Raw genomic sequence first — 12,749 nt, forward strand, 5'->3', positions numbered from 1 at the left:
CTTCTTGATTGAATGCGAAAAATAAGCTCAACTTTAGTTAGGTTCTTTTACGACTAAGGTCGGTATCGACCCAGCATTAATTCTACTTAAGTCACACTTTTCTTTATATATTCTGCCAATTATTTTTACTAGCAGATTAAGTCTCTGTTTGTTACACTTCCGCGCATAAAAAATAACAACACAATTACATCCCCAAAACAGCTCCTTATCTCTTGTACCCTACATTCAAGAGTAACGAGCCTTTAACTTATAGAGGTCCCCCAGTTACTATGAGTAATAGCAACATCTCGCAAACTGAAATTCACCAGAATCAGTGGCAACTAAACCAAACACTCGCTGAGTCCATGCTACCTATCTTAGGTCGACTGTATAGAGAGAAGGGCGTTGAAATACTGTTGTTCGGCAAAACCCTCGTCAATGCAACGACCATCGACATTATTAAAACTCATCGCGTATCACGCCACTATTCCCCTCAAGCCATCAACATTGTTCAAACTGCTCCTCTCATCGAAAAACTGTCTCAATTAAACCTGTCTCCATGCTGCATCGATATCGGCCAACTAGCTCAACAGTATTGGGCGAATAACGATAATGAACAAAACATCGATGATTTCTTAATGACAGCATTAGTTGAGAGCATTGAGAGCAATGGTGCACTTGAGTCTCGTGATGTCGTCTTATATGGCTTTGGTCGTATTGGTCGTTTACTAACTCGTATCTTGGTCGAGAAAAGTGGTCCAGGTTACCCACTGACTCTCAGAGCGATTGTAGTTCGTGGTGGTCGTGACGGTGACTTACAAAAACGCGCTAGCCTTTTGCGTCGCGATTCTGTGCATGGCCAGTTCAATGGCAGCATAGTGGTTGATGAAGAGAATAAAGCGCTGATTGTCAACGGTAATTATATTCAAATTATCTATGCCAACAGCCCTTCTGACGTGGACTATACCGAATACGGAATCAACAATGCACTGGTTGTCGATAATACTGGTGTGTGGCGTGACGCTGAAGGTTTAAGTCAGCATGTAGCGTGCAATGGCGCAAATAAAGTGTTGCTGACTGCTCCAGGCAAGGGTGACATCAAAAATATCGTATTTGGTGTGAACCATGAGTCGATTCTAGAGGATGATACTATTGTATCGGCAGCGAGCTGTACTACCAACGCGATTACCCCGACTTTAAAAGCGGTTAACGATAAGTATGGCATTATTTCGGGTCACATTGAGACGGTTCACTCATATACGAATGACCAGAACCTTATTGATAACTATCATAAAGGTGACCGTCGCGGACGTTCTGCTTCTTTGAATATGGTTTTAACATCAACGGGTGCAGCAAAAGCCGTTGCTAAAGCGCTTCCGGAACTGGCAGGTAAACTAAGTGGTAACGCTATTCGTGTCCCAACACCTAATGTTTCGATGGCGGTGGCGAACTTAAATCTTGAAAAAGAAACCACAAAAGATGAGCTCAATGCGTACTTGCGTGAAATCTCTCTCACCTCATCTCTATCGGCACAAATTGACTATACCGATTCAACAGAGATTGTCTCGACTGATTTAGTTGGCGCTCGTCATCCGGGTATCGTTGACGGCCAAACAACAATCGCACAAGATAATCGCTGCGTATTGTACATTTGGTACGACAATGAATTTGGCTACAGTTGCCAAGTTGTACATTGCATGGAACAGATGATGGGTGTGAAGTACAAAACTTACCCAGCTGTTGTGTAAATTCCATATCCACTGTTAGATATTGCCGTCATCGCTAGGTGACGGCTTTTTTATGCCTAAAGCTTTATCTTTGACTGGCTCTAAGGCTTACGAGAACAAAGCATCATTATCACACTCTGAGCGTGCAATGCTGCTGACCAGAGTGTGATGTATACTGAGCGTGGGGGGGACTTATTGGGCTAAATCTGCAATGAATGATTGTTTTCGACTTACACTAGTTTGTAGTTTTCCTTTGATCCATTGATTAAACAAACTGAAGTCAGAATGTACCGGCCAGAAAAGGGAGGCAACAACTTTTTTGCCAAAGAAATCGGGGTGGTCGGTAATCACTTTTAGTTTGCTGTCTTTCATGTTTTTTTCGATAAGGAACTCAGGTAAAAAAGCAATGCCGCGCTGAGCTTTGCACAGATCGATAATGGTTCCTAAGTCATCTAGCCTCCATAAGTTGTATGAGGCTATGTTTGAGAGATTGAGTAACTCTTCAATGCCATCCATTAACAGCACTCGTTGGGAAGGATGACTATCAACGGATTTTAAGTCTTCATGAGCGACCCACCAACAGTTCACGTGAAAGAGTTCGTCAATGTTAAAGTCATTATCAGTCTTGTGATAAGGGTTCCCTAACGCAAGATCTATTTTCCCCTCATTAATGTAGTTACCCAAAACAAAACTTGGTTTAGTAACAACGACCAAATCGACGTTGGGAAATGCTTCAGAGAAATCCAACAGTGTTTTCTTCACTTCTTTATTGAACACCAAAGGGTCAATACCCACACGGTAGACAATTTGCTCTGATATATTCATTTGCTTCGCAGTTGTAATCAACTCACGATACTTCGACACGACCGGTGTCGATAAATGGAATAGGCGTTTCCCTTTTTCAGTTAACCAGACTTTAGAGTGTTGTCTATTAAATAAATTGAAGCCTAAGTCTGACTCTAGATTCTGAACAGCAGTGCTAACAGTAGATTGGGATTTACCAAGCTTACGAGCAGCGGAGCTAAATGAACCTTCGTCAACTACAGCTACGAACGAAACAATATTTTCGAATTGCAGTTTCATGATTCAACCAACCTTTATAAAGCAAGCAGATTATAATTATGTAAATTGTATATTTGCAACACAATAGCGTGATGATACCCGTATTTCAACTCGTTTTATAAAGCATTAGTAATTAATAATATTAACTACGTTATGGATATATTCCTATATTGCATAAATTATCATCGCATCTATCTCTTTTTGTGCTAAGAATAATTATAATCAACAATAAAGTAATGGCTCTATTAATGATCTACATCTCACAGTATGAAATATGTTATCTGTACTTAAGTTGTAATAAAAGTATAACATTTATTCCTAACTATATGTTATCTAAGTGTTTGTTTGTTTTCTTTGTTGTTGTTTGATTTCTCATTTTGAACATTGTTTGTTAAGTCTATCGACTTTATCGATAGGGGGTATTTTTCGTTGGATGTAAGTATTAATTAGAATGAGCAAGCTTTTGTAAATCGACTTAAAGGAAGTTAAAATGATTACCAAACTATATGTAAAAACAAGCTTGTTTTTATCACAATTTAAAAATGACCAACGCGGTGTAACTGCAATTGAGTATGGATTGATTGGTGTAGCTATGGCTGTGTTACTATCCGTGGCGCTAGGTTCGACGGGCTTTATCGGTGAACTGAAAACAGCCTTTGCAAATATAGCAACTACAATTAAAAATGCGGGTAAAACGACTCCGTAACGCTGTCGCGTGCTTTGTGGTTATTATAACTACATTCCTTACCAGACTAGTGACTATCATTAGTCTGGTAAGGAATATCACGAATCTCATAGGAAATTCGCGGCCAAAAGTCTAAAAATCACAAAATTCGAGTAATGCAATGTATCTCTTAGTATTGATGTTTGTATGTTTGGTTATCGCTATTGTCGATTTTCATTACAGAAAAATACATAATTATATGCTACTGGTATTACTCTTAGTTCAGTGCTTTTTGTCTCCTTCAGATATTCAATTTACGACTTTTCTGCTTGTGCTGGGTATTGGACTGTTGGTTTATTCTTTGATATGGATTGGTGCCGGTGATATCAAATATGCTGCAATCTTATCTCTTGCAATTCCACTTAATTATCTACCATGGGCGTACATTATTACAGGTTTTGTAGGTGGGATAATAGCCATGGTTTATTGGACAAGCAAAAAAATATTAGGCAACAAATATCATAAACAAGAGGGTATCCCTTATGGGATAGCAATTAGTGTCGGATTTTATTTAGTCATTTTTACTCAAAGTGCGCAGCATATTTAAATCTCGAAGAATGGGGAAGTTATGAGATCTAGACTGGTATTACTTGTCGCTGTTGTAGCGTTGGTAGTAGGTGCGCTAGGCGTTGTCGACTTATTCAAAAGTAAACCTCAACCGACTACTGTCACTGAAGTGGCGGAAAACAAAGACGAAGAGCATGTTGCTGTTTGGATGGCCAAAGAAGCCTACGAAAAGGGTCATGCAATCACTGCTCAAGGGGTGGTAAAAAAGCAGCTACCTCTAAGTGAGGCACTAAGCCTTGGCGTTAGAGAGGACGCGAAAATTAGTTTTTCCCCATCTGTGCTATTAAACCGGAGTCTAACACCGGGCGAGATCGTGCTACCAGAATATCAGGTTTCCCCAGGTCAATCGGGTTATATCGACTTGCTGGTCACTGAGGGAATGACGTTATATCCACTCGAAGTCAGTGATAAAAACCTTATCAATGATTACATTCGCCCCGGTTCGTTCATTGATGTTCTAACTGTAAGCTCGCCAAACGATAACTTAGCTGGAAATGTTGATAAACCAAAACGCTTCAGAGGAGTGAAAGCTTCGATGTTTCTAAAGCATGTCAAAGTGCTTAACTTGGGTGATGACGAAGGCGATGATAGTTCTGTTACCGCTCGGTCTCCAACAAAGGAAAATGGGCTTACTACCGTGGTGATTGAAGTAAAGCCCGACGATTTAGCAAAGCTTGCGCTAGCGCAACGAACCATGCATATCGAAATCTATCGAAGCCAGACCTATAAGCAACCAGAGTACGTGGAAGTGCGTAACATTATTGACAATTATACAGGGATTGAAGAGTTACGTGGTAACGAAAAAAATCCGAGAGAGGCTTTGTAATGATGATGCAACATCGACTCAAGCAAGTACTGTGGGTTTACATTACATCCTTGCTCATAGGTTTACTTTGGGTGAAACACGCTTACGCGGCGGATCGCTCAATTACTCTTAACGATGGCCAACATATTCAATTGAAAATGCCTATTGGCAAGGTTTTCATTAGTAACCCCGCAATCGCAGACTACAAAATTATCAATGACAACACGCTTGTGGTCTTTGCCAATGGTGTAGGGCAATCAAGGCTAATCGTTTACGGTACAAACAATGATGTTCTGCTTTCAGACCGCATTATTGTTGATCTCGATTTAACCGAGGTACGCCGTCAGCTCAAGTTCCACTTTCCCGACGCGAAGGTCAAGGTTCAGTCGGTAGGTGAGCAGGTTGCGGTTAGTGGTGTTGTGGACTCGGAGCAAACTCGAGACGATATCTACCGTCTAGTGGCAACGCTTCTTGGACGTGAAAAAATCGAGAAGTGGGATAAAACGGAAAAGTTGGAATTTAAATCTGAACATATGGAACGCAAAGAGCCGGAAAGTATGGTCTTTGCTCGCAATATGACTTGGGAAGGGATTCTTGAACGTATTGAGGTCGCCACTACCCAACAAGTTAACGTCAAAATATCCGTTGCTCAGGTAACTGAATCGTTTGGTAAAACGGTCGGTGTAGATTGGAGCTCAGTAGGCTCAAGTGTGGGAGAGTTTGTCTTTGACCAATTTGATGCCGCAAATCTTAGTACGCTTATCACTGCACTAGGTAATGACAGCATTGCAGAAGTGCTTGCAGAACCGAATCTAACCGTGTTGTCTGGAGAGTCGGCGAGTTTTCTCGTCGGTGGAGAAGTTCCCGTAATAGTGTCAACAAGCAACAACGTGAACATTACGTTTAAAGAGTTTGGTATCAAGCTCGATCTAACCGCGAAGGTGCTCAGCCAAGACAAAATTCGTATGCAGCTTTCTCCAGAAGTTAGTGAAGTGGAAAGTTATGTTGAAGCGGCTGGTGTCAAGGTACCTCAATTAGCTTCCAGACGAGCCATGACGACGGTTGAATTAGCGGATGGTGACAGCTTCATTTTAGGTGGGCTGATGAGTAGTAGTGACCTAGAAAAAATGCAGAAAATCCCATTTATCGGTGATGTGCCTGTACTCGGTGCTGCGTTTCGAAAAGCAACCACTCAACGAAAACGAACCGAGCTCATCATTGTTGCTACCGTGAACTTGGTAGAGCCTATGAAACCGAAAGATATCCAACTGCCATACATTAAGAAAACTTCGACCTTGGCGCGTTGGCTAAATGTTGACTCAGATGGAAAATCTGTAGCGTCTTCAGATGCCACTATTCGCCTGTTATCGCAAGGAGGATTCATTCAATGAAGAAGCTAATCATAATCGTCTTCCTTGTATCAACTTTATTAGGCTGTGCCTCTGAACGCTATTTTGGTGGGAATGGTGCAGAGGCTATTACCTACCAAGAACATCATAATTTCGACTTTGCAATTAAAAATTATGATGAAACGGCTAAACAAATTAGCGCATTGGTAAAGGACATTGAGTCGACCGATAAAGAGGCTACTTACGTAATCGACTATAAAGACACTCGCAGCAAAAAGATGTTAGAGAAGATCTTTGACCAGTATCCGTCTCACAAAGTTGCGCCGCAAAGAGTGGAGTTCAAACACGTTCGCACCATGCGTAGTGATCTCAAGATTCAAGTCGCGTTAACTCGACTGAAAACGCAATATTGCGCACCCGCGCAGATACAACACCAGATTGGACAGCCCGACTGTTTTGTTGAGTCAATGCGTTTGAAGCAAGTGTCCTACAAGTCTCGATTGGTAGGAGAATAAGATGTTTGACCTTACTAAAGCACTAACCACAAAGGCAAAGCCGGTTCCGAAAACACCAACAGGGGTTGCGGGTTGTACATTGTTTTATCAATCGCAGGAGTGTTTGAATCTTGTACAAGAAGTATTCCGATTTGAAGGCTGGAATGACCCGGCATGTGTGAAAACCACAGCTGGACTGACGAAGTTAACTGAGCAACAAAGTAGTCACATCGTTATTCTTGAGCTAAATGAATCGAATAATGTCGTAGAAGATGCGAAAGCGTTTGCTAGTAAACTGCCTACGCATAAAGGTGTGATCGTTATCGGTAAAGAAGATGCTATTTCTACTTTACGTTCACTTAAAGATATGGGCTTTTACTACGTTTTTTGGCCAGTTAACAAGCAGGAATTTGCTGATTTCTTAACTCACGTGAGCAAGAACCTCAAAACGTTTTCCGGTGTTAGTCAAAAGCGAAAAGCTAAGCGCGTGGCTGTAGTCGGCTCCAAAGGTGGTGTCGGCGCATCATTTTTGGCGACAGAACTGAGCTCTCTGCTTTCTTCTCATGGGACCGACACCATTCTTGTGGACCACCAATATTCCGGTACCAATATTGATGTTTTGCTTGCACTCAAGGATTTTAAGCCTCGAGCGATTGACGAGTTTACCGCACCTTTGCATGAGATGGATGAAGAGGGGGCACTAAGTTATCTGTTTAGCGCTAGAAAAAACCTTCGCTTGCTGGCCATTGATGGTGATATGAATCAAAACGATATTCTCACCTACAACCAGACGCTGTGTGAGTTACTCGCGCGAAATACCAACTTTATTATCGAAGACTTCTCCGGAAGCGTCGATTTTAAAGTGGAGCCTCAGTTGCTTGTTGAAAACTTCGATGTCGTCGTATTGGTACTAGACGCCTCGGTATCATCGGTCCGAAGTGCAAAGCGACTTTTTGAGAAAGTCGCTAACTTACAACTCACACTATCTTCGCGTACCCGCGTTATTACGGTGGTGAACTATCACCGACCTGAAAACGCGTATGTGCTGCAAAAGCCAGATCTAACGAAGTATCTAGGTGCGGATGTCGACTTGGAAGTAGCCTACTGTAAGTCGCTGTCTCACATCATTATTGACGGCAAACGTGGACACAAACACGACCGCCACATCAGTCGTTCTATAGAGCAACTGGTGAAACTAATTAATGGTCAGCCAGTGGATACTAAAGGCATGGGCTCTTGGTTAAAGAAGGTGCGCGCTAAATGAGTTCTAACAAAGACTTATATCTCGCATTTCGTGGTCAGATTTTTGAAGCCTTAGATGCAGAGGCGGTTCAGAAAATGAGTCGTCGAGACCTAGAGTCTCAGATACAAAGTGCTGTGGATCTTCTTGCCAATAGCTATCAAAGACCTATCACATCCATGATGAAATCAGGCTTAGTAAAGAGCTTAATGGATGAGTTGTTTGGCCTAGGTCCTTTGCAGCCTTTGGTAGAGGATCAGTCGATTACCGATATTATGGTGAACGGTCCTAACAACATCTTTTTTGAAAGACACGGTAAAGTGCAGAAGTCTGAGGTGACATTTGTCAACGAAGAGCAGGTGTTGGCGATTGCAAAACGTATTGCATCGCGTGTTGGGCGTCGTGTTGACGAACTTTCTCCTACGGTGGATGCCAGGCTAGAAGATGGTAGTCGTGTCAATGTTGTTATTCCTCCTATAGCACTAGACGGCACGTCTATTTCAATACGTAAATTCCGCGAGCAGAACATTGGTTTTGAGGATTTGATTGGTTTTGGCTCTATGTCTTTAGACATGGCGCGAGTGCTGATGATTGCTTCTCGTTGTCGAATTAATGTATTAATTTCTGGTGGTACGGGCTCAGGCAAAACCACCTTACTTAATGCCTTGTCTCAGTACATTGCCGAAGATGAACGCATTATAACCATAGAAGATGCCGCTGAACTGCGCCTTCAACAGCCTAACTTAGTTCGATTGGAAACAAGAACCTCGAGTATTGAGCAAACCGGTGCCGTCACGCAACGCGACTTGGTGATCAACGCACTTCGTATGAGACCAGATCGTATTATTCTCGGTGAGTGTCGTGGCTCGGAAGCGTTTGAAATGCTACAAGCGATGAACACGGGACATGATGGTTCGATGTCAACGTTGCACGCCAACACACCACGCGATGCTATTGCTCGTGTTGAATCTATGGTCATGATGGCGAACTTAAATCAGCCTTTGGACGCTATTAGGAGAACCATAGTCAGTGCAGTTCAAATGGTGGTACAGGTTAACCGTTTACGTGATGGTTCCCGTAAAGTTACCAGCATTTCTGAGATTGTAGGGCTTGAAGGCGACAGTGTGGTGATGGAAGAAATTTACCGTTTTCGCTATGACGATGCGCATTATGGTGAGGCAGTTAAGGGTGATTTCGTTACTAACGGCATTATGCAGCGCTCGGAACTGGTGAAGAAAGCACAGTTTTTCGGGTTGTATGATGACCTAATGGCATCGTTTAAGGGGCAATAACATGCTTTGGTTGTCGCTAGTCCTCTTTGCCTTAGTCATCATTCTTTTGAGAGACTCTAAAGTCAAAAAAGTCGATCAGTTTTTCAATATCGAAGAAGCTGAAGCGGAAAACTTAAATGCTATTAACGTTAAATCCTTGGTAAGAAAGCAGAATTGGCAAAAATTTAAGGAGTCGATTTCACCGACGCTCACCATATTGGGGCCACGTTCTTCGCTTTATATTGCTCTTTATATTACAGGCAGCATTATCGCATCGTGGTATATCGTCATTGAATTGTTATCCATGACCAATTTTTGGTTAGTGCTTAGTCTTTCCCTCATTTTCACTGTTTTCGGTTATCGCTTTTTGGTGGGAAGACGGCGACGTGATTTTGAAAATACCTTTCCTGATGCTCTGAATATTCTGATGAGTGCAGTAACGGCGGGTGATAGCTTGATGCAAGCGATTAGTTATGTCGGTGAAGCAATGAACAATCCGATAGGCCGTGAATTTAAGTTAATGGGCGATAGGCTGAAGCTGGGCGAATCACCGGAAGTCGTCTTGCAACGTTCTTGTAAAAATTACCCTTATCCTGAGTTTCTATTTTTCACCGTGACTATTAGGGCAAACATTGCTCGTGGAGGACAACTTAAAGGGGTATTAGCTCGCCTCATAAGAGTATTGGTTGATTCTAGGACGCTAGAGAAAAAGAAAATGGCCATGACTTCAGAAGCGAGGATTTCTGCGAAAATTGTCGCGGCTATTCCGCTTATTTTTACCGTTATTCTAAATTACGTAAACCCAGCGAACGTCGACTTTGTTTTAAATGATCCGCAAGGTCAGTACGTCCTTTTTTATGTTCTTGGTAGTGAACTCATCGGCTTGTCTATCGTCTGGTTATTGGTAAGGGGAGTGCGCGCATGATGCTGTTGACGGCGCTTATTATTCTGTTTGTTTCCCTATTATTTCTGATTTTTGAGTCTTTGCGAGCAGAACAGAGGCGTAAGAAGGTAGAGGACTATATTGGCGGACAGACTTTAAACTCTTCCTCTCGTGTTAATCGTTTTTTTGTTCGGTTTGGTAAAGAGCACCGACATGAGCTTGAGCAGAAGCTCATCGAAGCAGGCTATTACAACACTGAGTGGGCAAGATTTTACTTCCCAGCCAAGTTAGCGGTTCTCGTCGTGTTGTCGGTTTTAGTGTTAGTGACGGATATGACAGCCAGTAACAAGTTATTAGCGGTGTTGGTATCTCTTGTCGCGGTGATTGTCGTTCCTGACATGCTGTTGCAGATGCGACGCAAGATACTCATCGGAAAAACGTCCGCTCAGCTTCCTTATTTGCTGGACATGATGTCAGTGTGTGTACAAACCGGTATGACCACCGAAGCCGCATTGATCTATTTAGGAAAAGAGCTTGCAGAGTTTGACTCTGATCTCTGCTATCAGGTTAAGCGCACTTCTGATTCCGCCAAAATACATGGTCTAGAAAAAGCACTGAATGACCTCAGTGATCGCATACCTACGCCTGCCGTGCGAAGTTTTGTACTGACTATTATTCAAAACCTGCAATACGGTACGTCCGTGGCGCAGGTACTGAGTGATCTGGCAGAAGACATGCGAAAAGTACAAATTCTTACCGTGGAAGAAAAAGTGGGGAAATTGTCCGCAAAAATGAGTATCCCACTGATTCTATTCATTATGTTTCCAATCGTAATTCTAATTCTTGCGCCGGGAATTATGCAAATGTCCATAAATATAGGAGGGTAACGCGTGATTAGAAAACCGTTCTATATCGTCTTAGTATTACTGATTTCATTAGTCGGATGTCAGTCTGCTCCATCTCCAGAGAGTGAGCAACAAGATCAAATTGCCAGTATGGAAAAGGTGAAAAACTATGACGGTTTGATCAGTTATTACAAGTCTGAGTTGGAAAAAGGATCGAAAGATCCTCAAGTAAAAGAAAAGTTAGCTTGGGCCTACTTTCATAAGGGGGACTTAGAGTCTGCCGATTTTTACGTCCAGCACTTACAGCAAGAAGGCGTCAAAAATCCAAGTTTGTACCAGCTAGAGGGACAGGTTTTTGATGCAAAGAACGACACCGATAATGCGATTAATGCCTATTTAGACTCTATTAAATCGGGCAATCAATCCGGTCAAGTTCACGTGTTGTTAGGCGTATCGTATACCAAGGCTGGTAGCTACAAAGAAGCCTATAAGCAGTTGAATGAAGCAAGGCTGCGTGGTTATGACGATGTTGTCATTAAGAACAATCTAGCGATGATTCATATGGCGAATGGTGATTACCAAAAGGCGGTAGAAACGCTCACTCCAATTCTCAAAGAAAATCCGAGTAATAAGATTATCAAAGCGAACTTAGCCATTGCACTTATGAAAGTGCAGCGTGTGGAAGCTGCGAGAAAACTGCTAAAGGGTGAGTTTTCCGACCAAGAATTGCGTGATATCAGCGCCGAACTTACTCAGTACCGGAGTTAACAATGAATCGCCTGTACAAGCAAAAAGGGGTTACAACAGTTGAGTTTGCTTTGGGAGCCATCGTACTCATCTTCGCTACATTTGCTATTTTCGAATCTAGTTACCAAATCTACGTCGTCAATATGACCGAGTATTCACTGAGAGAAACGATTCGGAACACCAAAATCTATGAAGGAAAGGGCATAAATCAACAATACGAAGCAAAATTCAAGACGCTTATCGAAGACGATAAAAACTTATGGCACTTCTTAATCGATAGCTCGAGATTTTCTATAGATGGTAAGTACTTCAAAACCTATGACGATTTCATTGCTAACCGAGGGCATTCGAGCCAAGGGCTGAACTTCAACTATGATTTGGCAGAAATCACCGTTACTTATCATTATTCTCCAATGCTCAAGTTTTGGGGAACGTCTGATAGCACCATCTCTCGTACCATGGTGCTCAATTTAGAACATGAGGGGTGGAAAGATGACGCTCCATAATCACGGTATATGTTCCAAACGTCGCCAAAGAGGAGCTTTCGCGATCGAATTGGCGTTCGTCATGATGGCACTGTGTGCTGTCTATCTTTTTTCAACTGATTTGAGTCATCAGCTTCTGGTTCGAGCCAAGTTGGATCGGTCTAGTTTCGCGCTCGCCAACGTAATCAAAGAACGTACTCGCTATTTCGATGCCGATGTTGCTGCCGGAAAGAATCTAACAGTAACCAGTTCTGATTTAGTCAACCTTACTCAAGTTGCGAGTCGAATGCTAAATACAGCGCCTGGAAACGTAGCACTTAAAATTGAATCGCTGACTAATAAAACGACCGTGGTTGGGTTTACTAGTAACAAATTTAATAGCTTAAATTGCCAGACTGACTCACTCCAAGATCACGCTGATTTAGCTCCTGTGGAAAAAGGGGTTATCTTTCCGCTCTATAGAGTGAGCATATGTCAGCAGCAACATTCTTGGTTTGAACCCTTTATTAATGGCGGTACCAGTACCACCGTTAAGATTGTTTCGTCTTCAATAATGCCTGGGAGATAGTGT

At 42.3% G+C, this 12,749-nt stretch carries 14 protein-coding genes; 13 read left to right on the top strand and 1 reads right to left on the bottom strand.

All coding sequences use genetic code 11. The features are described 5' to 3' along the window. Positions 1-269: 269 nt before the first annotated feature. On the top strand, positions 270-1,727 hold the full coding sequence (locus AWH66_RS15775) for a glyceraldehyde-3-phosphate dehydrogenase (RefSeq protein ID WP_063606265.1): 1,458 nt from the start codon (positions 270-272) through the stop codon (positions 1,725-1,727). Between the two features lie 171 nt (positions 1,728-1,898). Here AWH66_RS15775 and AWH66_RS15780 read toward each other — a convergent pair whose 3' ends face one another. After that, positions 1,899-2,789, bottom strand: a complete 891-nt coding sequence (locus AWH66_RS15780; protein ID WP_063606266.1) for a LysR family transcriptional regulator — start codon at positions 2,787-2,789, stop codon at positions 1,899-1,901. Positions 2,790-3,258: 469 nt separating this feature from the next. Here AWH66_RS15780 and AWH66_RS15785 point away from each other — a divergent pair, with 469 nt between their 5' ends. The 12 genes from AWH66_RS15785 (at position 3,259) to tadF (ending at position 12,746) form a co-directional block, all read left to right on the top strand. Next, positions 3,259-3,474, top strand: coding sequence for a Flp family type IVb pilin (locus tag AWH66_RS15785; RefSeq protein WP_063606267.1), 216 nt, complete (start codon positions 3,259-3,261; stop codon positions 3,472-3,474). Positions 3,475-3,613: 139 nt separating this feature from the next. Further along, positions 3,614-4,039, top strand: coding sequence for a prepilin peptidase (locus AWH66_RS15790; protein ID WP_063606268.1), 426 nt, complete (start codon positions 3,614-3,616; stop codon positions 4,037-4,039). A 21-nt stretch (positions 4,040-4,060) separates the two neighbouring features. Continuing rightward, positions 4,061-4,885, top strand: coding sequence for a Flp pilus assembly protein CpaB (gene cpaB, locus AWH66_RS15795; RefSeq protein ID WP_063606269.1), 825 nt, complete (start codon positions 4,061-4,063; stop codon positions 4,883-4,885). Further along, complete coding sequence (locus tag AWH66_RS15800) at positions 4,885-6,255, top strand: type II and III secretion system protein family protein (RefSeq protein WP_063606270.1); 1,371 nt, start codon at positions 4,885-4,887, stop codon at positions 6,253-6,255. Before cpaB ends, AWH66_RS15800 begins: the two co-directional genes overlap by 1 nt. Beyond that, complete coding sequence (locus AWH66_RS15805) at positions 6,252-6,728, top strand: hypothetical protein (RefSeq protein WP_063606271.1); 477 nt, start codon at positions 6,252-6,254, stop codon at positions 6,726-6,728. The genes AWH66_RS15800 and AWH66_RS15805 overlap by 4 nt, the downstream gene beginning before the upstream one ends. Position 6,729: 1 nt before the next feature. Then, a complete protein-coding gene (locus tag AWH66_RS15810) occupies positions 6,730-7,971 on the top strand; it encodes a CpaE/TadZ family protein (RefSeq protein WP_063606272.1) in 1,242 nt (413 codons plus the stop codon). After that, positions 7,968-9,239: a TadA family conjugal transfer-associated ATPase gene (locus tag AWH66_RS15815; protein ID WP_063606273.1), complete on the top strand. Its 1,272-nt coding sequence runs from the start codon at positions 7,968-7,970 to the stop codon at positions 9,237-9,239. The genes AWH66_RS15810 and AWH66_RS15815 overlap by 4 nt, the downstream gene beginning before the upstream one ends. A gap of 1 nt (position 9,240) precedes the next feature. Beyond that, positions 9,241-10,143: a type II secretion system F family protein gene (locus AWH66_RS15820; protein WP_063606274.1), complete on the top strand. Its 903-nt coding sequence runs from the start codon at positions 9,241-9,243 to the stop codon at positions 10,141-10,143. Beyond that, complete coding sequence (locus tag AWH66_RS15825) at positions 10,140-10,988, top strand: type II secretion system F family protein (RefSeq protein ID WP_063606275.1); 849 nt, start codon at positions 10,140-10,142, stop codon at positions 10,986-10,988. The genes AWH66_RS15820 and AWH66_RS15825 overlap by 4 nt, the downstream gene beginning before the upstream one ends. 3 nt (positions 10,989-10,991) lie before the next feature. Next, positions 10,992-11,714 (top strand): tetratricopeptide repeat protein, encoded by a 723-nt coding sequence (locus tag AWH66_RS15830; protein WP_063606276.1) that lies wholly within the window; start codon positions 10,992-10,994, stop codon positions 11,712-11,714. Positions 11,715-11,716: 2 nt separating this feature from the next. Next, positions 11,717-12,199 (top strand): TadE/TadG family type IV pilus assembly protein, encoded by a 483-nt coding sequence (locus AWH66_RS15835; RefSeq protein ID WP_063606277.1) that lies wholly within the window; start codon positions 11,717-11,719, stop codon positions 12,197-12,199. After that, on the top strand, positions 12,186-12,746 hold the full coding sequence (gene tadF / locus AWH66_RS15840; RefSeq protein ID WP_063606278.1) for a tight adherence pilus pseudopilin TadF: 561 nt from the start codon (positions 12,186-12,188) through the stop codon (positions 12,744-12,746). The genes AWH66_RS15835 and tadF overlap by 14 nt, the downstream gene beginning before the upstream one ends. Positions 12,747-12,749 lie beyond the last annotated feature (3 nt).

The organism is Vibrio barjaei (assembly GCF_001639065.2).
Classification (GTDB): domain Bacteria; phylum Pseudomonadota; class Gammaproteobacteria; order Enterobacterales; family Vibrionaceae; genus Vibrio; species Vibrio barjaei.